Consider the following 21,380-nt stretch of genomic DNA (forward strand, 5'->3'; position numbering starts at 1 on the left):
GGCCGTCATGACGACGAGGGAGACCGGGTTGACCGGGAGTGGCCTGAAGCAGAAGGTGGCGCGTCTGCGCCAGGCGTACGCGCCGCACGAGCACCGGCCGCTGGAGGGCTACCTGAAGGCGATGGGCACCTACGCCGGCGTGACCGGCGCGCTGGTCGGGCTGGTCCGGGCCACCGGCCGACCGGTGCCGGAGCGGCCCTCGCCCGCTGACGTGGTGCTGCTCTCGATCGCCACGCACAAGCTGAGCCGGCTGCTGTCCAAGGACGCCATCACCAGTCCGCTGCGGGCGCCGTTCACCCGCTACGACCACCCGATCGGCAGCGGCGAGGTGATGGAGCAGGTCCGGGACGAGGGCAGCCCCACCCGGCACGCGCTCGGCGAGTTGGTGAGCTGCCCGTTCTGCCTGGCGGTGTGGGTGGCCACCGGGCTCACCGGCGGCCTGGTGCTGGCCCCCCGGCTGACCCGGCTGGTGGCCACCGCGCTGACCGCGGTCGCCGCGTCCGACTTCCTCCAGATGGGGTACGCGGTGGCCCAGCGGGCCGCCGAGGGCGGACCCCACGGGGAGTGACCACGACGACGGACGGGGCCGGCGCGTACGCGCCGGCCCCGTCCGTCGTACCGCGTCGATCAGGTAGGGGTGGTGCCGTGGTCCTCGCCGGCCCAGCCGCGCGACGTCTCCGGCTCCCGCTCGTCCTCCCCGGTGACGATGTCCCGGTCCACCGCGGTGCGGTCGTGCTCGTTGGCGAAGTCCGGCTCCGGCAGCGTGTCCACGCCCTCCGGGGGCTGGCCGAGCGCCGCCAGGTGTTCGTGCTCGGGTTCGCGGTCGGTCATGTCGGGTCCTCTCGTCGGCGGGGGCTCAGGCGACCGTGCCGCCCAGCAGGTCCGCCACCTCGTCCACCGCGTACTCGCCCTGGGGGAGCGCGGCGATCCGGGTGAGCAGCTCCGCCGGAAGCTCGGCGGCCACCGCGCGGCGGTAGATGTCGGTCTGACTGATCCGCTCCTGGCCGTGGTAGAGGTCGTCGAGCAGGTCGTCGAGCGGCCTGGTGTCCGGCTGCTCGGTCACGGGCGCGTCATCGGTCACGCCGACCACCTACCCGGCCCCGAACCGGTCAAACGCCGCCCAACGGAGCTCAGGCGGGGGTGGGCAGCGCGGCGCGGCGGGCGCGGACCGCCTGGGCCAGGTGGTCGAGCACCTCGTCGGTGGTGTCCCAGCCGATGCAGGCGTCGGTGATCGACCGGCCGTACTCCAGCTCCCGGGTCGGGTCCAGGTCCTGCCGGCCTTCGTGCAGGAAGCTCTCCAACATGATCCCCACGATGCCGCGCTGCCCGGCGGCGAGCTGCCCGGCCACGTCTGCGGCGACCAGCGGCTGGTTGCGGTGGTCCTTGCCGCTGTTCGCGTGACTGGCGTCGATCACCACGCGTTCGGGCAGCCCGGCGGCGCGCAGCAGGTCCAGCGCCCCGGCCACCGACTCCGCGTCGTAGTTGGGCCGGCCACCACCGCCGCGCAGCACCAGGTGCCCGTCGGCGTTGCCCCGGGTGTGCATGATCGCCGGGATGCCGGAGACGTCGATGCCGGGGAAGACGTGCGGCACGCCGGCCGCCCGGATCGCGTCGACAGCCGTGCCGATGCTGCCGTCGGGGCGGTTCTTCATGCCGATCGGCATGGACAGGCCGGAGGCGAGCTGCCGGTGCACCTGGCTCTCCACGGTCCGGGCGCCGATCGCGCCCCAGGCCACCGTGTCGGCGATGTACTGCGGGGTGATCGGGTCGAGAAACTCGCAGCCCACCGGCAGGCCCAACCGCAGCACGTCGAGCAGGAGCGCCCGCGCGGTCCGCAGACCGGTGTTCACGTCGCCCGAACCGTCCAGCGCCGGGTCGTTGATCAGGCCCTTCCAGCCCACGGTCGAGCGCGGCTTCTCGAAGTAGACCCGCATCACCACGAGCAGGTCGTCGGCGACCCGGTCGGCCGCCTCGCGCAGTCGTCCGGCGTACTCCAGCGCGGCGGCCGGGTCGTGCACCGAGCACGGGCCGACCACCACCAGCAGCCGGTCGTCGGCGCGGTCCAGCACCCGGGCGACCGTGCGCCGGCCGGCTATCACGGCGTCGGCGAGCGGCGCGTCGAGCGGCAGGTGATGGTGGAGCAGGGCCGGGGTGGTCAACGGCACGACGCGGTCGATCCGCTGGTCGATGACCCGGCGGGCGTCCGGAGACGTGGTCACGGTGGGAATCCTTCCGCCGACCGCGCCCCGGGGCCGGCGCCCAGGGTGTCGAGCCGGCTGCTCGCATGCGAAAGGGCAGGGAATCATCCCTGCCCGGCCGGCTCGAAGAGGAGGTGACGTCAGCTCACGGTCGAGTCACCGGCTCCTCCAGCCGGCTGCCTAAACCATCGATACGACCGCGTCACGTCAGCCAGCGTACCCGACGCGCCCGGGAATGCCCGTGCCGTTCCGCCAAGCGGGACGCGGGGTATGGGAGAACCCATGAGCCACCATCAGAGCGACCAGGACCGGATCGAATCCCGCGCGCACCTGCTGCCCGAGGAGGCGGCGGCGGGCAGCGACGACGCGCAGGCCCAGGCCGACGCGATCCTCGCCGAGTCGGATCTCCGGGAGGAGGACCAGAACGCCGCCCCGGACACGGTGCTGGAGCACCGCACGTCCGCCGAGACCGTCACCCCCGTCGAGCCTCCCGACTGAGCGGCGCGCCCCGGCCGCGGCGGGACCCCCGGTAACTGGCGTCCCGCAACCGGGCCAGCGGGCCGGCCAGCCGCAGCCCCGGCGGCACGTTGCCGATCGGGTCGAAGGCCGGCACGGCGTCCTCCGGGTCGCCGTGCCGGCCACCCAGGCGCACCTCGCCGAACGGCCGCCACGGACCCACCGCCGAGGCCACCGCGAGCACCAGCCGGGGCTCGTCGCCGGCCACCGCCGCGGCGGCCTCGGCCAGCGAGCGACCCAGATCGGGTGAGTCCGGGTCGGCCAGCACGGCCAGGAACAGCCGCCGGGCCCCGGCCCGGAACGACATGATCGAGGTGTACGTCCCGGTGAGGCGTCGCCGGGGCAGCGGCAGGTTGCGCAGCACCGGCGCGGCGCCGCTGGAACTGACCAGCAGATCGATCGGCGGTTCCGGGTCCCGGTGCAGCCGGACCGCCACGCCCAGCACGTCCGGCCAGCCGGGCGGCGTCGGCGTGCCCTTGGAGAGCCGGACCGTGGCCGGCCACCGGCCGGGCAGGTCCAGCAGCGGCACCCCGGTCGGCGGTCCCGGCGTACCCCAGATCATCGCCTCGGCGGCGAACACGCGACCGGCGGGGTGCAGCAGCCGGGCGTGCCGGAGCCGGGCCAGCGCGGCGGCGGCCCGCTCGACGGCGGACGGTGCGGGGGTCATGCCGAGCTGATACCCCGTCGCGCGGCGACGACGCGGGCGCGGCTCCCCTTTCCGCCTACCGGATCGGATAGCGTCGTGCCATGCCCGACAGCGGTTTCCCCTGGCCGATCGAGACGACCCGACTGGACAACGGCCTGCGTGTGGTGGTGAGCGAGGACCGCACCGCGCCGGCCGTGGCGGTCAACCTCTGGTACGACGTGGGGTCCCGACACGAACCGGCCGGCCAGACCGGCTTCGCCCACCTCTTCGAGCACCTGATGTTCGAGGGTTCGGTCAACGTCGCGAAGACCGAGCACATGAAGCTGATCCAGGGCGCCGGCGGCTCACTCAACGCGACCACCAACCCGGACCGGACCAACTACTTCGAGACCGTTCCGGCCGAACACCTGGAGCTGGCGCTCTGGCTGGAGGCCGACCGGATGGGCGGCCTGGTGCCGGCGCTCACCCAGGAGACGCTCGACAACCAGCGCGACGTGGTGAAGAACGAACGCCGGCAGCGCTACGAGAACGTCCCCTACGGCGACGCCTGGCTGCGGCTGCTGCCGCTGCTCTACCCGCCCGGCCACCCCTACCACCACGCCACGATCGGGTCGATGGCCGACCTGAACGCCGCCGACCTGGCCACCTTCCAGGCGTTCCACACCACCTACTACGCGCCGAACAACGCGGTGCTCACCGTGGTCGGCGACGCCCCCGCCGCGGAGGTGTTCGCGCTGGCCGACAAGTACTTCGGTGGCCTCGCGCCGCGCCCGGACATCCCGGCCGCCCCGGACGGCCGCACCGTGCCGGCCACCGGCCGGCCGGCGGTGGAGACGGTCACCGCCGACGTGCCCGCCCCCCGCGTCTACCTCGCGCACCGCACCCACCCGTTCGGCGCCACCGGGTACGACGTGACCACGGTCCTCGCCACCGTGCTGGGCAGCGGCCGGGGCAGCCGGCTCTACCAGCGGCTCGCCGACGGGGAACGGATCGCCCAGCCGGACCTGATCGGGGCGTACGGGGTCGACCTGGCGCACGCGCCGGCCCCGCTGATCGCCACCGCCACCGCCCGCCCCGGCGTGACCGCCGAGCGGCTGCGCGACGGGCTGGCCGAGGTCCTCGACGAGCTGGCCACCGTGCCGGTGACCGCCGCCGAGCTGGACCGGGCCAAGGCGCTGCTGAGCACCTCGTGGTGGCGGCAGATGTCCACCGTGGACGGCCGTGCCGACACACTCGGCCGCTACGCCACCCAGTTCGGCGACCCGGCCCGGGCCGCCGACCGGCTGCCCGGCTGGCTCGCCGTCACCGCCGAGCAGATCGCCGAGCAGGCCGCCGAGCTGCTCGGCGCCGCCGACCGGGCGATCCTGACCTATCTGCCCGAGGAGACCTCATGACGCTGATCGCCACCCGTCCCGGCCCGGGCGCCGCCCGCGCCTACCGGTTCCCCCAGGTGGTCCGGCGGACGGTGGCCGGTGGTCAGGTGGTCGCCGCGCACCTGCCCGGGCAGAACCTCGCCGTCGCGTTGCTGCTGCTCGACGGCGGCGCCGGCCGGGAGCCGGTCGGCAAGGAGGGCCTCGGCGCGGTGCTGGCCAAGGCGCTGGAGGAGGGCACCGCACACCGGGACGCCACCGCGTACGCGCTGGCCGTCGAGGCGCTCGGCACCGAGCTGGTGGCCGGGCTCGACTGGGACTCGTTCCAGGTCAGCGTGCAGGTCCCGGTGGAGCGGCTGAGCGCCGCGGTGGAGCTGATGGCCGAGGCGGTCCGCACGCCGCGGCTCGATCCGGCCGACGTGCTGCGGGTCCGCGACGACGAGGCGACCGCGCTGCGGATGGACTGGGCCAACCCGGGCCCGCGCGCCGACGCGGTGCTGCGCGCCGACCTGTTCGGCGAGGCACACCGGTGGGGCCGCCCGCTCTACGGCGACCCGGGCAGCGTGGCCGCGCTGGAGGCGGACGACGTCACGGTCTTCCACTCGGAGTGGTTCATCCGCCCCGGCACGCTGATCGTCGCCGGCGACCTGGAACGGATCGACCTGGACGCGCTCGGCGCGGCGGCGTTCGTCGGCACCGGTGGCGGCCCGGTCGACCGGGGCGGCCCGATCGACGTGCCGCTCGCCGACCGGCGGCGGATCATTCTGGTCGACCGGCCCGGCTCGGTGCAGTCGACGCTGCGGCTGGGCCACCCGTCCCCGCACCGCGGCCACCCCGACCACGTGCCGATGACGCTCGCCGGCACCGTGCTCGGCGGCGCGTTCACCTCCCGCCTCAACCACCTGATCCGTGAGGTGCGCGGCTACACGTACGGGATCCGGGGCGACTTCGCCTCGTCGCGGCGGTTCGGCCGGTTCGCGGTCAGCTCCGGCGTGCAGACCGCGGCGACCGCGCCGGCGCTCGTCGAGTCCGTGGGGGAGGTCTCGCGTACCCGGGAGACCGGAGTGACCGAGGAGGAGCTGGAGGTGGCCCGCTCCTGGCGGGCCGGGCAGCTCTCGGTCGAGTTGCAGAGCCCGCGGGCGATCGCGTCGGCGCTCACCACGCTGGTGGTGCACGACCTGCCGGACGACTACCACGCCACGCTGCGCGAGGCGCTGCTCGCGGCCACCGTCGAGGAGGTCTCCGCGGCCGCCGCGACGCACCTGCACCCGGAGGCGCTGACGCTGGTGGTCGAGGGCGACGCGGCGGTGATCCGGGACGAGCTGGTGGCCGCCGACCTCGGCGAGGTGGTCGACCACGCGTGACCGGTGGGGGCGGCGGGGTGTGTGATTCCCGTCGCCCCGGCCCGCGCGCTGGGAAACGCTTCCCGCCCGCCCGGCCCGGCTGGGTAGCCTCGCGGGCATGAGGATCGGCATTGTGGGTGCCACCGGCCAGGTCGGTGGCGTGATGCGGCAGGTGCTGGCGGAACGCGAGTTCCCGGCGGAGCAGGTGCGGTTGTTCGCCTCGGCGCGGTCGGCCGGGCGCGCGTTGCCCTGGCGCGACGGCGAGGTCACGGTCGAGGACGCGGCCACCGCGGACTACCGCGGCCTGGACATCGTCCTCTTCTCGGCCGGCAAGAGCACCGCGAAGGAGCTGGCGCCCCGGGTCGCCGAGGCCGGTGCCGTGGTGATCGACAACTCGTCGGCGTACCGGATGGATCCGGCGGTGCCGCTGGTGGTCGCCGAGGTCAACCCGCACGCTCTCGCCGACCGGCCCAAGGGCATCGTGGCCAACCCGAACTGCACCACGATGGCCGCCATGCCGGTGCTGCGCCCGCTGCACGCCGAGGCCGGGCTGGTCAGCCTGGTCGTCGCCACCTACCAGGCGGTCTCCGGCGCCGGCCTGGCCGGTGTGGCCGAGCTGGACGACCAGGTCCGCAAGGTGGCCGAGGGCGCGAGCGCGCTCGCCTTCGACGGCACCGCCGTCGAGTTCCCCGCGCCGCGCTCGTTCGCCGCGCCGATCGCGTTCAACGTGCTCCCGCTGGCCGGTTCGATCGTCGACGACGGCTCGTTCGAGACCGACGAGGAGCAGAAGCTGCGCAACGAGAGCCGCAAGATCCTGGAGATCCCCGGGCTGAAGGTCTCCGGCACCTGCGTACGGGTGCCCGTGTTCACCGGTCACTCGTTGCAGATCAACGCCCGGTTCGCCCGGCCGATCGACCCGGCCCGCGCCCGCGAGCTGCTCGACGGCGCGCCCGGGGTGGCGCTGCGTGACGTGCCCACCCCGCTGGCGGCGGCCGGCCAGGACCCGACGTTCGTCGGGCGGATCCGGGTGGACGAGACGGTCGAGCACGGGCTGGCGCTGTTCTGCTCGAACGACAACCTGCGCAAGGGCGCGGCGCTCAACGCCGTACAGCTCGCCGAGCTGGTCGCCGCCGAGCGCTGACCCGCCCGGGACCGCACCGCGGGAGGCGTCCGTGCCGGCACGGACGCCTCCGCAGCGGGTATGCGGGGCCGGTTGCCGGCGACCCGCGCCGGCGGGCGGGGGCACCGATGGCGGCCGGACGCGACACCGGGGACGTCGAGGAGGTCGAGGCCGGGCTGCGCTCGGACCCGGCCCGGGTGATCGGATTCAGCGACGCGGTCTTCGCCATCGTCATCACGCTGCTGGTGCTCGACCTGAGCGTGCCCGAGGTGACGCCGGGCAGGATGCCGTCCGCCCTGCTCGAACAGTGGCCGGTCTACCTGGCCTTCGGCACGTCCTTCCTCTACGTGGCGGTCAACTGGCTGAACCACAAGGGCACGTTCCTCCGGGTCCGGTGCGCCGACCGTGGGCTGGACTGGGCCAACCTCGGGGTGCTGTTCGGCGTGACCCTGCTGCCGTTCGTGACCGCGCTGGTCTCCCGCGCGGTGGAGAAGGGCGACGTGTCCGACGAGCGGGTCGCGATCGGCGCCTACGCGCTGCTCGGCGTCCTCCTCTCGGCCACCTGGTTGTGGTTGTACCACTACCTGCACCGGCGCCCGGAGCTGCGCCAGGCCGGTGTGCCACGCCGGTTCTTCGCCGCCGAGCGGCTCCGCGCGCTGTTCGGCGTGGCCGCGTACGCGATCGCCGGCCTGGTGGGGTGGTGGGTGAGCGTGCCGGTGGCGCTTGTGGTGTTCCTGCTGCTGCCGCTCTTCTACGGGCTGTCCAGCAACGGCTCCTACGAGATCCGCCGGCGGATCCGGCGCCGGGGGTGAACCGCCCGAGTTACCCCGCCTGCGACGGCGGGTAGACCGCGGTGCCGACACCGAGAGGGGAGCACCATGACAACGGTCGGAGAGTTCATGACGACCCGGTTGGTGACGATGGACGGCAACGACACGCTCACCGCGGCGGCGCAGGAGATGCGCGACAGCGCCATCGGCGACGTGGTGGTGACCGACGGCGACAACGTGGTCGGCATCGTCACGGACCGGGACATCACGGTCCGGGGCGTGGCCGAGGACCGTAACCCCGCCACCACCCGGCTCAACGAGATCACCAGCAAGGACGTGGTGACGGTGAGCCAGTACGACGACGCGGTGGCCGCCGCCGACCTGATGCGCACGTACGCGGTCCGCCGGCTCCCGGTCATCGAGGACGGGAAGCTGGTCGGCCTGGTGTCGATGGGTGACCTGGCGGTGGAGCGGGAACCCCAGTCGGTGCTCGCCGACATCAGCGCCGACGACCCCAACAACTGACCTGCCGACGCGGTGACGCCGTCCCCGGTTCGGGGGCGGCGTTCCGCATCTCCGGTCCGGTCGCCTCACCCGATTCGGGCGAGGTTGACCCGGGGGCGCGGCGGGGACCCGTCCATTCGACGAGCAGACCGCCGAGCGCGGGAGGAGTCACCTTCGATGGTGGACACGACCACGAGATTCTTCGAGGACCTGGACCGGCGTGGGTTCGAGCCGCTGCTGGTCAAGACGTCCGGGACGCTCCGGTTCGACCTGCACGAAGGCGCGCGGACCACGCACTGGCTGCTGGAGATCGACCGGGGCAACCTGCGGGTCCGGCAGGAGGACGGCGAGGCGGACACCGTGGTCGGGACCGAGCCCCGGCTCTTCGGGGCGCTCGTCGACGGTGAGGAGAACGCCATCGCGGCGTTGCTGCGCGGCGACATGACGGTCGTCGGCGACCTCCGGCTCGTGTTGCAGATCGAGCGCGTCTTTCCGGGCCCGCCGGACTCCCGCGGGCCGCACCACGCATTCGCCAGGAGGGCCGCCTGATGGCCGGGAACAACACCGTCCGGATCCTGGACGGCAACACATTCGTGGTCTCCGAGGACACCGGGGACATCGAGGCCACGCCGACGGAACCGACCGGGCTGTTCTCCCTCGACACGCGGTACCTGTCGAAGTGGGTGCTCACGGTCGACGGTGAGCGGCTCAACGCGCTCTCCTACGACGACCTCCAGTACTACGAGGCGCGGTTCTTCCTGGTGCCCGGCCAGGCGACGCACTACGTCGACGCGAAGCTGTCGGTCATCCGGGAGCGGGTCGTCGGCGGCAGCTTCCGGGAGACGGTGAGCGTGCTGAACCACGACGAGAACGCGGTCGACCTGGAGATCCGGATCGACGCCGGCGCCGACTTCGCCGACCTCTTCCAGGTCAAGGACGAGATCCTCAACAAGAAGGGCGAACTGTACGCCGAGGCGGAGCCGGACCGGCTGCGGCTGGGTTACCGGCGGGGGAACTTCAAGCGGGAGACGGTCGTCTCCGCGAACCAGCCGGCCCGGTACGACAACCGGGGCGTTTCCTGGAGCATCCACCTGGAACCCAACGAGCAGTGGGACGTCCTCATCGACGTGCGGACGTTCGCCATCGGCCCGGGTGGCCGGGACCTGCGGATCGGGCTGGGGGCGCACGGCACCGAGCGGCTCGCGCTCCAGCACGACCTGGAAGAGTGGATCGACCGGGCCCCGAAGGTCAACAGCGAGCACGACCGGGTCGCCGCGACCTACCGGCGCAGCCTGGTCGATCTCGCCGCGCTGCGCTTCTCCCCGCTGTCGCTCGGCGGGCAGACGCTGCCCGCCGCCGGCCTGCCCTGGTTCATGACCATGTTCGGCCGGGACAGCATCCTCACCTGTCTCCAGGTGCTGCCGTTCGCACCCGAGATGTCGAAGACCACGCTGCGCATCCTGGCCGCGCTCCAGGGCACCCGGTTCGACGACTTCCGGGACGAGGACCCGGGCCGGATCCTGCACGAGATGCGGTACGGCGAGACCGCCGCGTTCGAGGAGCAGCCGCACTCGCCCTACTACGGCTCGGTGGACTCGACCCCGCTGTTCGTGGTGCTGCTCGACGAGTACGAGCGGTGGAGCGGGGACGTGGCGCTGGTGAAGGAGTTGGAACGGGAGTGCCGCGCCGCGCTGAAGTGGATCGACGACTACGCCGACCTGGTCGGCAACGGCTACATCTGGTACGAGCGGCGCAACACCGACACCGGCCTGGAGAACCAGTGCTGGAAGGACTCCTGGGACTCCGTCTCGTACGCCGACGGCACGCTGCCGCCGTTCCCGCGGGCGAGCTGCGAGGTGCAGGGGTACGCGTACGACGCGAAGATGCGCGCCGCCCGCCTGGCCCGGGAGTTCTGGGGCGACCCCGCGTACGCCGATCAGTTGGAACGCGAGGCGGCGGAGCTGAAGGCGCGGTTCAACCGCGACTGGTGGGTCGCCGACGGCGGCTTCTACGCGCTCGCGCTGGACCAGAAGGGGCGGCAGTGCGACGTGCTCAGCTCCAACATCGGCCACCTGCTGTGGAGCGGCATCGTCGACGACGAGCGGGCGCCGCAGGTCGCCGCGCACCTGGTCGGGCCGCGGCTCTGGTCCGGCTGGGGGGTGCGGACGCTGGCCGAGGGCGAGGTCCGCTACAACCCGATCGGCTACCACAACGGCACGATCTGGCCGTTCGACAACTCGTTCGTCGCCTGGGGCCTCCGTCGGTACGGCTTCGCCGAGGAGGCGGCCACGGTGGCCAACGGCATCCTGGACGCGGCCACCTACTTCGACGGCCGGCTGCCGGAGGCATTCGGCGGCTACCAGCGGGAGCTGACCAAGTTCCCGGTGGAGTACCCGACCGCGTGCAGCCCGCAGGCCTGGTCGACCGGAGCGCCGCTGCTGCTGATCCGGACCATGCTGGGGCTGGAGCCGCACGAGGGACACCTGGCGGTGGACCCGCGGCTGCCGGTGGGCATGGGGCGGATCGAGGTGCTGGACATCCCGGGCCGCTGGGGCCGGGTGGACGCGTTCGCCCGGGGCAGGCTGGACCTGCACAACCTGGCCGGTTGACGCCGGGCCGGCTCAGTGGCTGGTTGACGCCGGGCCGGCTCAGTGGCCGGCGGGTGGCCCGTCGGCGTGCGCCTCGTTCGGCGGCAGCAGGCAGAACTCGTTGCCCTCCGGGTCGGCCAGCACGGTCCACCGGGGCAGCTCGCGGACCACCGTCGCGCCGGCCTCCAGCACGGCGGCGCGTTCCTCGGCGTCGCCGACCAGGTCGAGGTGGATCCGGCCGGGCGCGGGCAGCTCACCGGCCGGGCTGATCCACAGGTCCGGCCGCCGCCCGTGCGGGTCACGCAGCAGCACCGCCTCGGCCGGCCCGAGCGTCCGGTCGGCGAGCTTCGCCCGGTCCGCCTCCGCCACGGGCAGCCCGCTGACCGCGCTCCAGAACGGGGCGAGCAGGTACGGATCGCGGCAGTGGATGACGATCGCGGCGAGATCGGGCATACCACCGAACCTAGTCGGCCCGGGCCGCCGGCAGGACGTTGTCCAGGAACGCGGCGGTGACCGCGCGCAGGTCGGGGCGGGCCAGGTCGAGCGCGTGACCACCATGGGTGAGCCAGAGGTGAGTCGGGTGGCCGGCGGCGAGCAGCCGGCCGGCCAGCTCGACCGCCTGCGCGGCCGGCACCGGCACGTCGTCCCGGCCCTGCACCAGCAGCACCGGCACGCCGGCACCGAGATGACTGGCGACGGTGGCGTCGGCGGTGGCCGGATCGCCGGCGGCCGGCGGATGCCCGAGCAGGTCGGCCCACGGGTCGTCGCCCGGGGGCCGGCGGCGCCGCTGCTCGTCGTCGAGCGGGTCGACAGGCGCCCAGTACGCCAGTGCGGCCGTCACGTCGCCCGGTCGGTCCACCCCGCGCAGGGCCAGGTGCAGGGCGAGCATCCCGCCGGCCGAGTCGCCGCCGACCAGCAGCGGCCGGCCGCCCGCGGCGGCCCGGGCCGCCCGCGCGGCGGCGCGTACGTCGTCGAGCTGGGCCGGCCAGCGGGCCTCGTGCGAGAAGCGGTAGTCGGCGGCGACCACCCGGAGGCCGAGAGACGCCAGCGCGGCGCCGTCCTCCGAGGAGCGGGCCCGCCAGCCGCCGCCGTGGATCCAGAGCAGCACGCCGCGTTCGGTCATCTCCCCATCGTGGTCGTGGCCGGACCGCTCCGCGACCCGGCTCTGCCCAGGGCAGAGTGGCGCTACGGTCGGGTAACCTACGCGCGGTAAAGTTGGCGGATGCCGGAACTCGTGTACCCGCCCGTGATCACCGCCGCCAAGACGATGTTCCGCGCTCTCGACCTGCGCCTGGACGTGATCGGCAGCCACCACGTGCCGCGTACCGGCGGGGCGGTGCTCGCGTCCAACCACGTGAGCTACCTCGACTTCATCTTCTGCGGCTACGGCGCGCACGAGTCCCGCCGGCTGGTCCGCTTCATGGCCAAGGAGAGCGTCTTCCGGCACCGGGTCTCCGGCCCGCTGATGCGCGGCATGAAGCACATCCCGGTCAACCGCGCCGCCGGCGCCGGGTCGTACGCCAGCGCGGTCGGCGCGCTGCGCCGGGGCGAGGTGGTCGGGGTCTTCCCGGAGGCGACGATCAGCCGGTCCTTCACCGTCAAGGACCTCAAGAACGGCGCGGCCCGGATGGCGCAGGAGGCCGACGTGCCGCTGCTGCCGGTCGCGCTCTGGGGCACCCAGCGGCTCTGGACCAAGGGGCGTCCGCGCACCCTGACCCGCCGGCACACCCCGATCACCATCCTGGTCGGGGAGCCGATGGACCCGGCCGCCTACCCGGACGCCACCGCCCTCACCGCGGACCTGCGCACCCGGCTGTCGGCGCTCGTCGACCGCGCCCAGCGGGACTACCCGGACCAGCCGGCCGGCCCGGACGACGCCTGGTGGCAGCCGGCCCACCTGGGCGGCGGCGCGCCCACCCCGGAGCAGGCCGTCGAGCTGGACCGCTCCGACCGTCGCTCCCGCAGCGCTTCCTGACCGTGCCGCGCGGGTCGGGCCATGCCTTGCCGCGCGGGCGGGGAGAGCAAGCCCGGCAGCCTACGAACTTGATGGCGAGAATGGGTCACGGCCCGCGGAGTGCGGTGGGGCGAAAGCACGGCGGGCCGGACGGCGAGGGTCAGCAGGCGGAGCCGGGTCGGTCGCGGGCCAGGAAGTCGAACCGCGGCCAGGGCGACTCCTCCGCCACCGGCTGACGGTAGTAGTCGTCGCGGGACAGGAACTCCACCGGCAGCGAACCGGGCAGGGTCACCACCCCCACCGTCGGGCCGGGGGAGGCGGCGACCCGGGTGGCGAGCGCGTCCCGCTCCGGCGGGGACAGGTCGACCAGATCGGAGTGGGCCAGCCGGAACCCGGCCACCGCGCGGCGTACCTGTCGGGCCAGCGCGGTGACCAGGGCGACCGGGCCGGTGAGTGCCAGCGCCGGCTGCCGGATGGTGCGCAGCGCGTCGCAGACCACCCGCAGCTCCGCCGTGTCGTCGTCGATCTCGACCAGCTCCAGCCGGGACGGCCACTGCCAGCGGATCTGACCGCTGACCAGGCGGGACAGCCGGACCGCGCGCCGGTGCCGGGCGCCGGTCGGGCTGTCCCGCCCGGGGACCAGGGACAGCTCGGAGCCGGTGCACAGGTACGCCAGCCGCCGGTCGGTCACGGTGACCGACGCCGCGTCGGGCAGCGCCCAGCAGCGGACGTCCTCGGTGGGGCCGAGCAGGTGACCGGTGACCGGCAGCCGGTGCTGGGCGAGCAGCCGCTCACCGGGGTCGAGCACCAGCGCGTAGCGCCGGTCGAGCAGGGGACGGCTGGGGTCGTCGTCGGCGTCGAAGCGGTGTGGTCCGATGAAGAAGGGTGCGGCGTCCTCCGGCACGGTACGACCTCCCGGGACGGTTGGCGGTACCGGTGAGCCTGACCGATCACCGGGGCGGCTGTCATGACACCCGTTAGGGGGTCGGCCGGTCGGCCGACGCCTGTGACCGGTAGATGCCAATCTCTTCCGGTCGGACGAGGCCGTCCTCGATCGCGCGGGCGAGCAGCGCCGCCTTGGTGGCCGCCGGACGCCCGGCCCGGGTGTACTTGATCCGGGCCCGGTCCACGTACTGCTTCACGGTGTGCTCGCTGATCTGCATCCGACGCGCCACCGACGCCTTCGACATCGACTGGAACCACAGCAGCAGCGCCTCACGTTCCTTGTCCGACAGGGACGGCCGGTCCGGCCGGGCGTCGCCGACCATCGCGCCGGCCAGTGCCGGCGGCACGTACGGGCGGTCGCTCGCCGCCGCCAGCACGGTGGCCACGCAGTGTTCCCGGCCCTCGTGCTTGGCGAGGAACGCGACCGCGCCCGCGTCCAGCGCGGCCAGCATGGTCTGCGGGTCGGTGTGCTCGGAGTAGACCACCACCCGCCGCCCGGCGGCGCTCAGCTCGGCCAGCTTGTCGAGCACCATCCGCCCGTGCAGCCGCAGGTCGAGCAGCACCACCTCGGCCTCCGGCGCGGCCCGCAGCACCGTGTCGGGATCGTCGCCGGTCGCCAGCACCCGCAACCGCGGCTCGGAGGAGAGCCAGGCGCGCACTCCGTCGATCACCACGGGATGGTCGTCGACGATCGCCACCCCGACCGGCTGCCCGGCGTTCACGCCTGCCGCCAGCGGGTCTGCGTCCATCTGATCTCCCCGTCCCGCTCGTGCAGGTACGCCACCGGCCCGTCCCCCTCGGGCGGCGGCAGCGGATCGTCCGGGCCGTCGTGATCCGGTGTCACCAGGCTGACCACCACCTCGTCCGGGCCGGCGACCACCGTCAGCCGGGCCCCGCCGCGGGCGCCGGCGAGCGCCGCCGTGAGCGGGTCGGCCAGGGCCCGCCGCACGTCGACCGGCAGTTCGGGCGGCGTGCCGACCGCCACCAGCTCGATCGGCAGACCGTTCCGCTCGGCCAGGTCGGCGGCGGCCCGCAACTCGTGCAGTAGCGGGTCGGGCACGTCGTCGGACTCGGCGATCAGCCGGCGCAGCCGGGCCGCGGCCAGCACCGCGCGGCGGCGTACCGCCGGGTCGGCCGGGTCGGCGTCGCCGGTCGCCAGCGCCGCCAGCACCTCCTCGGCGGTGCCGCTGACCAGGGCGAGCCGGGCCTGCCGTTCGCTCCGGGCCCGCTCGGCGGCCTCCCGTTCGGCGGCCACGGCCAGCGTCGCCGCGGCGGCGCCGGCCCGGTCCCGGGCCAGCGCGGTGAGCGCCGCCGCGCCGGCGAAGACCGCCACCGGCAACGTGGAGGTGCCGTAGACGTACATCGCGTACCGGCTCAGGTCGGCCGGCGCGGTCGTGCCGTGCAGCACCACCGCCACCAGCGCGATCGTCGCGTGCGCGGCGAGCAGCGCCAGCAGCCAGCGCACCGGCCGTTGCCAGAGCACCAGCAGGAAGAACCAGGCCAGCCCGCCCCACACCCAGTTGGCGGTGGTGAACAGGAACCGCTCACCGGCCGCCGCGAAGACCGCCGCGTCGACCGCCAGCAGCACCGCGGCCAGCCGCCGGGCCGGGGGCAACCCGCCACCCAGCAGGCGTACGCCGGTGGCGACGCCGACCAGCGCGGTCACCAGCCAGCCGGCCGCCACCACCGCCGGGGCGGCCATGCCGGGCCCCGCCGCCAGCACCGCCGGCAGGCTGACCGCCAGGTGCCAGGCCAACGCGATGGCGACCGCCACGAGCCGGGCGCCCCGGTCCGACGCGTCCGCCACGGCGTGCGCCTGGGGCGCCGCCCCGGCCGTTCCGGCGCGTGCCACCGGACGGAACCGGGGCGCCGCGCCCACCGCCGGGCCGGTGCGCACCGCGGTGCCGCCGGTCAGCGTCGTCCCCGACTCAGTCGCCATCGGACCACTCCAGCCGGACCCGGGTGCCGGCGCCAGGGGCGGAAGTCACCACCGCCCGGCCGTCCACGGTGGTCATCCGCCCGTGGATCGACTCACGCAGCCCGTACCGGTGGGCCGGGACCGTGGTCGGGTCGAAGCCGGGACCGTCGTCGGCCACCTCGACCGCCACGGTGCCGCCGGCGCGGACCAGGCGCAGCGTGGTGGCCGCGCCCGGCGCGTGTCGGGCCACGTTGGCCAACGCGGCGGCGGCGCTGTCGGCGAGCGCCGCGGCGACCTCCGCCGGCACCCGGCACGGCGGCAGCGTCGCGGTCACCGCCAGCTCCGGCAGCCCGGCCAGCACCGTGCGCAGCCGCTCGTCGAGGTCCACCTCGCCGGCCGCCGTCGCGGTCCGCGCCCCGGCCAGGGCGCTGAGCGTACGCAGATCCGCCGCGCACCGCTCGCGCAGCGCCACGGAACTACCTCCGACCGCGCCCAGCCCGACCATGGTCAGCGTGCCGAGCACGGTGTCGTGCAGGTCCCGGTTGTGCCGCCGTTCCGCCTCGCGGGCGGCGCGCGCCACCACCGCCTCGCGGGACAGCCGCTGGTAGTCGGCGAACGCGGCGTCGGCCCGGCCGAGCCAGCCGCGCATCACCGCGGTCATCACCGCCGCGCAGCCGGTCTGCACCAGCAGCGTGCCGGTGTGCGCGCGGGCCTCGACCGGGTTCCCGGCCAGCATGGCGCCGGTCGCGTAGGCGGCGGTGACGAGCAGGCCGGCCGGCACCGACCAGCGGGCCGGCGCGGTGGCCTGCGCGTTGATCACGGTGGTGCTGGCCAGCACCGCCACCCAGCTCGCCTCGCCGGGCAGCACCTCCGGCGCGACCAGCCACGGCGCGGCCAGCGCGGTGGCGGTGGTCAGCGCCACGTCGCCGGCCACCAACGCGCCGCCGACGCCGTGCCGGAACGCGCGGACCGCGTACCAGCCGGACCACGCGGTGAGCGCGACGACGGCCGGGACCAGCAGCGCCACCCGCACCGGCGCCGTCCGCACCGACAGGGCGACCACCGCGCCGACCAGCCCGCAGGTGAGCCGGAGCAGCGCCGGCAGCGTGGTGAAGATCAGCGTGAACGCGCCGCCGGCCGGACGGTCCAACGGGGACCGTGGCAGGGTCGTGGCGGCAGCCACCGGCATCGGGGAGGTGTCCTTCCGGCAGCGACCCGTCCGGGTCCGCGCGGCAAAGATTGACGCCGGAGAATAACACGCTTTGTCAGAAACCGTCACCCTCGGTACGCGGCGCGTCGCTACCCGGCCGGCGAAAGCGGAGCTGAACCGTCCGGTTTTCGGGTCAGTCGTGCCGGCGCAGCCACTCCAGGGCCGCCCCGGCGTGCCGGAGCACGGAGATGTGCCCGTCCTCGGGGAAACGGCGCAACTCGGCCGACGGGCAACGGCCGGCCAGCCACTCGGCGTGCGCCACCGGCGCGATGCCGTCGCGGTCGCCGTGCAGCAGCAGCACCGGCTGCGCGACGTCAGCCGGATCGAAACCCCACGGCCGCACGTACGCCAGATCGTCGTCGATCAGCCCGCCCGGGCCGGACGCGACCGCCGGGCCGACCACGCTGTCGAACCAGGACCACTCGGCGCGCAGCGCGGCCAGGTCGGTGTCGGTGAACCCGAAATCGTACGACTCGTCGGCGGCCTCGTGCGCCTCCTTGGCGGCCCGTCCCGCGGCGGCGGCCCGCAGCGACGCCGCCCCGGACGGCGCCATGCCGGCGAACCAGTCCAGCCCGGCCGCGCCGTACGGCGCCAGCCCGGCGCCGGCCACCACCGCGACCACCCGCTCCGGCAGCAGCGCGCCGCAGGCCAGCGCGTGCGGGCCACCGCCGGAGTGACCCATCACGGCGAACCGGCCGAGGCCCAACGCGTCGGCCACCGCGGCCACGTCGGACGCCACCGACGCGACGTCGCGATCCGGCAGCGGGGTGGAGCCGCCGTAGCCGGGCCGGTCGTGCGACACCCAGCGCAGCCCGAGGCGGTCGGCGGCGGCGAACAGTGGGGCCGGCGGGGCGCCGACGTTCGGCGTGCCGTGGTGCCAGAACACGGGCAGCCGGCCCGCCCCGCCGGTGTCGTAGACGTGCAGGACGCGGCCGTCGGGCCGGCGGAGATGCGTCTCGGTCACCATGGACGGACCCTAGCGGCGACCGCCGACACTCCCACCCGCGCGGATGCGGATGTGGTGAACTTCCCGGATGGCCCCACCGCCGGCACCTCTTCCGTCCGACGTCGACGCGCGACTCGCCCACGAGCGCAACGTCTGGCTGTGCACGCTGCGCCCGGACGGCTCCCCGCACCTGACGCCGGTCTGGTTCGTCCACGCCGACGACGTCTGGTGGGTCGGCTGCGAGGCCGGCAGCGTCAAGGCCCGGAACGTGGCGGCGGACCCGCGCGTCTCCCTGGCGCTGGAGGGTGGCGACCACCCGGTCGTCGCGGAAGGCGCCGCCCGGCTGCACCACGGCGACTTCCCACCCGCCGTCGTCGCCGCCTTCGCCGACAAGTACGCGGGCTGGGACATCCGGAAACCCGTCACGCCGGACGGGGCCCGGGTCCTGCTGGAGATCCCGGTCCGGCGGTGGCTGCTCGCCGGCACGGCACGCTAGCGCCTCAGACCCGCCAGGGCGTCGTGTCCAGGTGCGGGTAACGCTGGGCCACGCCGGCGACGGTCTCGGCGGTCCAGTAGGGGTGACCCGGCGGCGGGAAGCCGAACAACGCGAGCTGCGCCGGGGTCGCCCGGCTCACGAAGCCGTACCAGCCGGGCTCGTGACTCCGCCCGGCCCAGGCGTGCCGGTCGCCCCACCCGACGGCGGCCGGCCGGAAGCAGAGATGCATGGTGTAGCGCGCCCCGCGTGGCGTGGTCATGGCGGTGCCCCGATGGAACGTGCCGGTCCGGAACGCGACCACCGTGCCCGCCGGACCGGCGCCGGACACCTCCGCCTCGTAGAGATGCGGGCTGCCGGTCGGCGCGACGAAGTCGCCGAACCTTCCGCCCACGTCCGTCCGGGGATACCAGTTCGGCTTGGCCGGCAGGTCCCGGGTGTGCCGCGTGGACAACAGGTGCGGCGGGCCGAGGCCCTCGGGCACGTCGACGAGGTAGACGAACATCTCCACCTGCCGGTACCCGGGAGCGTCCGTCGGCACCAGCAGGGTGTGGTTCAGGTAGTCGCGGTGCAGTTCCTGGTCGTAGTCGGCCGCTCCGGTGAACTTCGCCCACGCCTCGGCCGAGGAGACCCGGAGATCGTCGGTACGCAGCAACGTCCGCGCCAGTCGCACCAGGCGGTCACCGGTCGCCAGCAGGCTGAGCGCCACGCTGTCGAACGGAAACCCCTGGATGCCGGCGAACTCGTCGCCGAGGTAGCGGGAGCGACGCGGATCCGTCCCGTCGTGGAAGCCCGCCGGCGACGGGAACATGCTCTCCAGCTCGCCGAGCGCCGGCGCCAGTTCGGCTGCCGGAAGGAAACCGGGCAGGACGACGAAACCGTCTGCCTCCCACGCGTCCCGGAGGGCGTCATCGTCCATCGGGGCAGTATTCCGACGGATCAACGCGCGTGCATCTGATTTGCGCGCCGGTCGTGGTAGACCGGTACGAGGGCCTGGACGGGGGAGGATCACAGTGGAACAGCGTGCCTTCTGGCTCGACGAGAACGTCGATCGGGAACGCGGTGCCGACGGGCGCGGTCGCTTCGAGAACGAGGTGCTTCGGCGTACCGACGAATTCGCCACCACGTGGGGTGACATCGCGCCGGTCGCCTTCGCCGCGACGGCCTGGCGACTCGCCACCGGGCTGACACCCGGCTACGTCCGCTGGCACCGGCGGATCATGTCGGCGACCTGCGCGCCGAGCCCGTGGGACGGCAGCCTGATCGGTGCCGTGTCGGTGGTCTCCCGATGGCCGGCCGAACTCACCTGGACCCGGCAGTGGCAACGCGACCGGGGATGGCGGGACTGGCCGCAGATGTTCGGCCAGTACACGACGCCGACCGACCAGGACCTGACGCGCAGCCCGCACCTGCGCGCCATGGTGCAGGTGGAGGCGCCGATCCCGCTCGGGGACCTGCCGCCCGCTCCGGACGGCCCGGAGGATTCCGTGGCGTCCGCGGCCCGGCGGGCGGTCGTCGTGCTGACGCGGGAACTCAACGAACTGCTCGGCCCGGTGATCGGTCAACTGGAGGCCGGGGTGCCGGCGAAGGGTGCCTGACCGTCCTGAAACGGGGCCGACCGTCGGTCAGTCCGGCTTGGGGGCGAACGGATTGCTGCGGGGTTGCCGCAGCTCACGGTCCGCCGGGCAGAGGTGGTCCCAGGCGGCCCCCGTTACCGACGCCAGGTCCGGCAACGCGCTGCCCCACCTCGGCGTGTGGTCACTGACGTGATCGAGGTAGCGCTGGTAGACCACCATCTCGCGGTACCGTCGGTCGTGCCGCCAGAGCGCGTACGGCTGCTCGCGCAGCCACCCGCAGGCCGCATCGCCTTCGGCGATGAGATCGGCGGTCGGCGGCAGCGTTCGAAGCGGCTCGCCGCTCTGCCGGTCGCCGTACTGCCGGAGGCGGGCCAGGTAGCCGTCCTCGTCCCGAGGATGGGTGACATGGACGCCGAGGACGGTGAGCGGTACGGCGAGCACGCCGGCCACCGCGAGTCCCAGCACCGTTCGCAGGCGCCTGCGTGTGCGGCTCCGCATGCGGCGATGATAGGTCGGGACGATCGCGCCCGCGGACCCCGAGGATCCTGTGTGTCGACCGAACCGGAGCCGGGCCTCGCGCCCGAGCACGTGGGACCCCGCCATTCTTCGACTGGCTCAGCGGGCCGCACGACTACGGCTTCACCAGTTCCGCTCCGGCACTGTCGGCGCGGCCCCGGTCGAGATTTCAGCGGGAGGTCAGGCAAAATGCTCCGATGACCGCCGCAATCATCGCTGCGAGCACGAGCATTGTCGTCGCAGTGCTTGCCTCCATCCTGAATCAGTATGGGCAGGCTCGGCAGGAGCGGCGACAGGCTCGCCTGGCCCGCGTCAACAGTCAGCTCCGAGATCTTTACGGACCGCTGAACGCCATAGTGGATGCGAACGAACGGATCTGGGTGGCGTTGCGTGAGACTGAGCTGCCGGGAGCGGCCGACCGAGGCCCGCACAGCGGCACTGCGGGCTGGCGCCGGTGGCGGGACGAAGTGCTGCAGCCGGCCAACCGCCGCATGCGTGACCTCGTCTTCGCTCATGCCGACCTAGTGGTGGAGGTCGAAGTCCCGCAGCCCTTGCGAGACTTCTGCGCTCATGTGGCAGCTCAGGAGATCGTGCGCGCTGCAGAAGACGAAGGCGCTCGTGAGCGTGCCCTCGTCGGCCACCCGGGAGATGCCTTCGTCACCTACGTCCGCCTGACGTTCCTCGCCCTCAAAGAGGAGCAGGCACGTCTCCTACGTCTGACCGCCGCATAACTCTCCCCTTGGTGGCGCGCGCCTTGTTGCGGGGA

General features: G+C 74.0%; 26 protein-coding genes. 13 read left to right on the forward strand and 13 right to left on the reverse strand.

Going from position 1 to position 21,380, the window contains the following annotated elements:
- The first annotated feature begins 7 nt into the window (after nucleotides 1-7).
- Nucleotides 8-568, forward strand: a complete 561-nt coding sequence (locus tag ACZ6O5_RS29555; RefSeq protein WP_465981391.1) for a DUF1360 domain-containing protein — start codon at nucleotides 8-10, stop codon at nucleotides 566-568.
- A gap of 59 nt (nucleotides 569-627) precedes the next feature.
- Here the strand turns inward: ACZ6O5_RS29555 and ACZ6O5_RS29560 are convergent, their stop codons facing one another.
- The 3 genes from ACZ6O5_RS29560 to ACZ6O5_RS29570 are packed head-to-tail and all read right to left on the reverse strand — an operon-like array spanning nucleotide 628 to nucleotide 2,228.
- Nucleotides 628-831 (reverse strand): hypothetical protein, encoded by a 204-nt coding sequence (locus ACZ6O5_RS29560; protein WP_107157081.1) that lies wholly within the window; start codon nucleotides 829-831, stop codon nucleotides 628-630.
- A gap of 25 nt (nucleotides 832-856) precedes the next feature.
- Complete coding sequence (locus ACZ6O5_RS29565; RefSeq protein WP_374709203.1) at nucleotides 857-1,090, reverse strand: hypothetical protein; 234 nt, start codon at nucleotides 1,088-1,090, stop codon at nucleotides 857-859.
- A 40-nt stretch (nucleotides 1,091-1,130) separates the two neighbouring features.
- A complete protein-coding gene (locus ACZ6O5_RS29570; RefSeq protein WP_465981467.1) occupies nucleotides 1,131-2,228 on the reverse strand; it encodes a 3-deoxy-7-phosphoheptulonate synthase in 1,098 nt (365 codons plus the stop codon).
- Nucleotides 2,229-2,480: 252 nt separating this feature from the next.
- Here ACZ6O5_RS29570 and ACZ6O5_RS29575 point away from each other — a divergent pair, with 252 nt between their 5' ends.
- Nucleotides 2,481-2,696 (forward strand): hypothetical protein, encoded by a 216-nt coding sequence (locus ACZ6O5_RS29575; RefSeq protein ID WP_281937453.1) that lies wholly within the window; start codon nucleotides 2,481-2,483, stop codon nucleotides 2,694-2,696.
- Here the strand turns inward: ACZ6O5_RS29575 and ACZ6O5_RS29580 are convergent.
- Nucleotides 2,671-3,381 (reverse strand): phosphodiesterase, encoded by a 711-nt coding sequence (locus ACZ6O5_RS29580; protein ID WP_465981394.1) that lies wholly within the window; start codon nucleotides 3,379-3,381, stop codon nucleotides 2,671-2,673. The genes ACZ6O5_RS29575 and ACZ6O5_RS29580 overlap by 26 nt on opposite strands.
- Before the next feature lie 80 nt (nucleotides 3,382-3,461).
- Between ACZ6O5_RS29580 and ACZ6O5_RS29585 the strand changes: the two genes are divergently transcribed.
- From ACZ6O5_RS29585 to ACZ6O5_RS29615, 7 genes are all read left to right on the forward strand, one after another.
- Nucleotides 3,462-4,754: a M16 family metallopeptidase gene (locus ACZ6O5_RS29585; protein WP_465981396.1), complete on the forward strand. Its 1,293-nt coding sequence runs from the start codon at nucleotides 3,462-3,464 to the stop codon at nucleotides 4,752-4,754.
- Complete coding sequence (locus tag ACZ6O5_RS29590; protein WP_465981398.1) at nucleotides 4,751-6,094, forward strand: M16 family metallopeptidase; 1,344 nt, start codon at nucleotides 4,751-4,753, stop codon at nucleotides 6,092-6,094. The genes ACZ6O5_RS29585 and ACZ6O5_RS29590 overlap by 4 nt, the downstream gene beginning before the upstream one ends.
- Before the next feature lie 97 nt (nucleotides 6,095-6,191).
- Complete coding sequence (locus ACZ6O5_RS29595) at nucleotides 6,192-7,214, forward strand: aspartate-semialdehyde dehydrogenase (protein ID WP_465981400.1); 1,023 nt, start codon at nucleotides 6,192-6,194, stop codon at nucleotides 7,212-7,214.
- 107 nt (nucleotides 7,215-7,321) lie between these two features.
- On the forward strand, nucleotides 7,322-8,005 hold the full coding sequence (locus ACZ6O5_RS29600) for a TMEM175 family protein (RefSeq protein WP_465981402.1): 684 nt from the start codon (nucleotides 7,322-7,324) through the stop codon (nucleotides 8,003-8,005).
- 66 nt (nucleotides 8,006-8,071) lie between these two features.
- Nucleotides 8,072-8,488: a CBS domain-containing protein gene (locus ACZ6O5_RS29605; protein WP_107157087.1), complete on the forward strand. Its 417-nt coding sequence runs from the start codon at nucleotides 8,072-8,074 to the stop codon at nucleotides 8,486-8,488.
- Nucleotides 8,489-8,644: 156 nt separating this feature from the next.
- The gene (locus ACZ6O5_RS29610) at nucleotides 8,645-9,016 is read left to right on the forward strand and encodes an SCP2 sterol-binding domain-containing protein (RefSeq protein ID WP_465981404.1); all 372 of its coding nucleotides are present in this window, start codon (nucleotides 8,645-8,647) and stop codon (nucleotides 9,014-9,016) included.
- On the forward strand, nucleotides 9,016-11,076 hold the full coding sequence (locus tag ACZ6O5_RS29615) for an amylo-alpha-1,6-glucosidase (RefSeq protein WP_465981405.1): 2,061 nt from the start codon (nucleotides 9,016-9,018) through the stop codon (nucleotides 11,074-11,076). The genes ACZ6O5_RS29610 and ACZ6O5_RS29615 overlap by 1 nt, the downstream gene beginning before the upstream one ends.
- Before the next feature lie 39 nt (nucleotides 11,077-11,115).
- On the opposite strand, the gene ACZ6O5_RS29620 is transcribed toward ACZ6O5_RS29615, so the two are convergent.
- Entirely contained in the window at nucleotides 11,116-11,508 is a 393-nt protein-coding gene (locus tag ACZ6O5_RS29620; RefSeq protein ID WP_465981406.1) for a VOC family protein, read from the reverse strand.
- Between the two features lie 10 nt (nucleotides 11,509-11,518).
- Nucleotides 11,519-12,178, reverse strand: coding sequence for an alpha/beta hydrolase (locus ACZ6O5_RS29625; protein ID WP_465981407.1), 660 nt, complete (start codon nucleotides 12,176-12,178; stop codon nucleotides 11,519-11,521).
- A 99-nt stretch (nucleotides 12,179-12,277) separates the two neighbouring features.
- On the opposite strand from ACZ6O5_RS29625, the gene ACZ6O5_RS29630 reads away from it, so the two are divergent.
- Entirely contained in the window at nucleotides 12,278-13,030 is a 753-nt protein-coding gene (locus ACZ6O5_RS29630; protein ID WP_465981408.1) for a lysophospholipid acyltransferase family protein, read from the forward strand.
- A gap of 139 nt (nucleotides 13,031-13,169) precedes the next feature.
- Here the strand turns inward: ACZ6O5_RS29630 and ACZ6O5_RS29635 are convergent, their stop codons facing one another.
- The 5 genes from ACZ6O5_RS29635 to ACZ6O5_RS29655 all read right to left on the reverse strand — a co-directional run bounded on the left by ACZ6O5_RS29635 (nucleotide 13,170) and on the right by ACZ6O5_RS29655 (nucleotide 18,049).
- Nucleotides 13,170-13,913: a hypothetical protein gene (locus ACZ6O5_RS29635; RefSeq protein ID WP_465981410.1), complete on the reverse strand. Its 744-nt coding sequence runs from the start codon at nucleotides 13,911-13,913 to the stop codon at nucleotides 13,170-13,172.
- Nucleotides 13,914-13,986: 73 nt separating this feature from the next.
- Nucleotides 13,987-14,703, reverse strand: a complete 717-nt coding sequence (locus ACZ6O5_RS29640; protein WP_465981412.1) for a response regulator transcription factor — start codon at nucleotides 14,701-14,703, stop codon at nucleotides 13,987-13,989.
- Nucleotides 14,673-15,893 carry a hypothetical protein gene (locus ACZ6O5_RS29645; protein WP_465981414.1) on the reverse strand — a complete coding sequence of 407 codons (1,221 nt, stop codon included), beginning with the start codon at nucleotides 15,891-15,893 and terminating at the stop codon, nucleotides 14,673-14,675. Before ACZ6O5_RS29645 ends, ACZ6O5_RS29640 begins: the two co-directional genes overlap by 31 nt.
- A complete protein-coding gene (locus tag ACZ6O5_RS29650) occupies nucleotides 15,883-17,061 on the reverse strand; it encodes a sensor histidine kinase (RefSeq protein ID WP_465981416.1) in 1,179 nt (392 codons plus the stop codon). The genes ACZ6O5_RS29645 and ACZ6O5_RS29650 overlap by 11 nt, the downstream gene beginning before the upstream one ends.
- A 154-nt stretch (nucleotides 17,062-17,215) precedes the next feature.
- A complete protein-coding gene (locus ACZ6O5_RS29655; protein ID WP_465981418.1) occupies nucleotides 17,216-18,049 on the reverse strand; it encodes an alpha/beta fold hydrolase in 834 nt (277 codons plus the stop codon).
- A 67-nt stretch (nucleotides 18,050-18,116) separates the two neighbouring features.
- On the opposite strand from ACZ6O5_RS29655, the gene ACZ6O5_RS29660 reads away from it, so the two are divergent.
- A complete protein-coding gene (locus tag ACZ6O5_RS29660; RefSeq protein ID WP_465981420.1) occupies nucleotides 18,117-18,524 on the forward strand; it encodes a TIGR03618 family F420-dependent PPOX class oxidoreductase in 408 nt (135 codons plus the stop codon).
- Between the two features lie 4 nt (nucleotides 18,525-18,528).
- On the opposite strand, the gene ACZ6O5_RS29665 is transcribed toward ACZ6O5_RS29660, so the two are convergent.
- The gene (locus ACZ6O5_RS29665; RefSeq protein ID WP_465981422.1) at nucleotides 18,529-19,440 is read right to left on the reverse strand and encodes a phytanoyl-CoA dioxygenase family protein; all 912 of its coding nucleotides are present in this window, start codon (nucleotides 19,438-19,440) and stop codon (nucleotides 18,529-18,531) included.
- 94 nt (nucleotides 19,441-19,534) lie between these two features.
- On the opposite strand from ACZ6O5_RS29665, the gene ACZ6O5_RS29670 reads away from it, so the two are divergent.
- The gene (locus tag ACZ6O5_RS29670) at nucleotides 19,535-20,119 is read left to right on the forward strand and encodes a hypothetical protein (RefSeq protein ID WP_465981424.1); all 585 of its coding nucleotides are present in this window, start codon (nucleotides 19,535-19,537) and stop codon (nucleotides 20,117-20,119) included.
- A gap of 27 nt (nucleotides 20,120-20,146) precedes the next feature.
- Here ACZ6O5_RS29670 and ACZ6O5_RS29675 read toward each other — a convergent pair whose 3' ends face one another.
- Nucleotides 20,147-20,596, reverse strand: a complete 450-nt coding sequence (locus ACZ6O5_RS29675) for a hypothetical protein (protein ID WP_465981426.1) — start codon at nucleotides 20,594-20,596, stop codon at nucleotides 20,147-20,149.
- Between the two features lie 215 nt (nucleotides 20,597-20,811).
- Between ACZ6O5_RS29675 and ACZ6O5_RS29680 the strand changes: the two genes are divergently transcribed.
- Nucleotides 20,812-21,345: a hypothetical protein gene (locus ACZ6O5_RS29680; RefSeq protein WP_465981428.1), complete on the forward strand. Its 534-nt coding sequence runs from the start codon at nucleotides 20,812-20,814 to the stop codon at nucleotides 21,343-21,345.
- Nucleotides 21,346-21,380 lie beyond the last annotated feature (35 nt).

The sequence above is a fragment of the Micromonospora sp. NPDC049201 genome, from assembly GCF_055586805.1.

Coding starts and splice junctions, on each gene's coding strand:
- ACZ6O5_RS29660 (WP_465981420.1), top strand. CDS start 18,117: ATGGCCCCACCGCCGGCACCTCTTCCGTCCGACGTCGACGCGCGACTC.
- ACZ6O5_RS29590 (WP_465981398.1), top strand. CDS start 4,751: ATGACGCTGATCGCCACCCGTCCCGGCCCGGGCGCCGCCCGCGCCTAC.
- ACZ6O5_RS29555 (WP_465981391.1), top strand. CDS start 8: ATGACGACGAGGGAGACCGGGTTGACCGGGAGTGGCCTGAAGCAGAAG.
- ACZ6O5_RS29650 (WP_465981416.1), bottom strand. CDS start 17,061: ATGCCGGTGGCTGCCGCCACGACCCTGCCACGGTCCCCGTTGGACCGT.
- ACZ6O5_RS29605 (WP_107157087.1), top strand. CDS start 8,072: ATGACAACGGTCGGAGAGTTCATGACGACCCGGTTGGTGACGATGGAC.
- ACZ6O5_RS29585 (WP_465981396.1), top strand. CDS start 3,462: ATGCCCGACAGCGGTTTCCCCTGGCCGATCGAGACGACCCGACTGGAC.
- ACZ6O5_RS29630 (WP_465981408.1), top strand. CDS start 12,278: ATGCCGGAACTCGTGTACCCGCCCGTGATCACCGCCGCCAAGACGATG.
- ACZ6O5_RS29580 (WP_465981394.1), bottom strand. CDS start 3,381: ATGACCCCCGCACCGTCCGCCGTCGAGCGGGCCGCCGCCGCGCTGGCC.
- ACZ6O5_RS29625 (WP_465981407.1), bottom strand. CDS start 12,178: ATGACCGAACGCGGCGTGCTGCTCTGGATCCACGGCGGCGGCTGGCGG.
- ACZ6O5_RS29575 (WP_281937453.1), top strand. CDS start 2,481: ATGAGCCACCATCAGAGCGACCAGGACCGGATCGAATCCCGCGCGCAC.
- ACZ6O5_RS29620 (WP_465981406.1), bottom strand. CDS start 11,508: ATGCCCGATCTCGCCGCGATCGTCATCCACTGCCGCGATCCGTACCTG.
- ACZ6O5_RS29645 (WP_465981414.1), bottom strand. CDS start 15,893: ATGGCGACTGAGTCGGGGACGACGCTGACCGGCGGCACCGCGGTGCGC.
- ACZ6O5_RS29640 (WP_465981412.1), bottom strand. CDS start 14,703: ATGGACGCAGACCCGCTGGCGGCAGGCGTGAACGCCGGGCAGCCGGTC.
- ACZ6O5_RS29680 (WP_465981428.1), top strand. CDS start 20,812: ATGACCGCCGCAATCATCGCTGCGAGCACGAGCATTGTCGTCGCAGTG.
- ACZ6O5_RS29610 (WP_465981404.1), top strand. CDS start 8,645: ATGGTGGACACGACCACGAGATTCTTCGAGGACCTGGACCGGCGTGGG.
- ACZ6O5_RS29560 (WP_107157081.1), bottom strand. CDS start 831: ATGACCGACCGCGAACCCGAGCACGAACACCTGGCGGCGCTCGGCCAG.
- ACZ6O5_RS29600 (WP_465981402.1), top strand. CDS start 7,322: ATGGCGGCCGGACGCGACACCGGGGACGTCGAGGAGGTCGAGGCCGGG.
- ACZ6O5_RS29595 (WP_465981400.1), top strand. CDS start 6,192: ATGAGGATCGGCATTGTGGGTGCCACCGGCCAGGTCGGTGGCGTGATG.
- ACZ6O5_RS29675 (WP_465981426.1), bottom strand. CDS start 20,596: ATGCGGAGCCGCACACGCAGGCGCCTGCGAACGGTGCTGGGACTCGCG.
- ACZ6O5_RS29615 (WP_465981405.1), top strand. CDS start 9,016: ATGGCCGGGAACAACACCGTCCGGATCCTGGACGGCAACACATTCGTG.
- ACZ6O5_RS29655 (WP_465981418.1), bottom strand. CDS start 18,049: ATGGTGACCGAGACGCATCTCCGCCGGCCCGACGGCCGCGTCCTGCAC.
- ACZ6O5_RS29665 (WP_465981422.1), bottom strand. CDS start 19,440: ATGGACGATGACGCCCTCCGGGACGCGTGGGAGGCAGACGGTTTCGTC.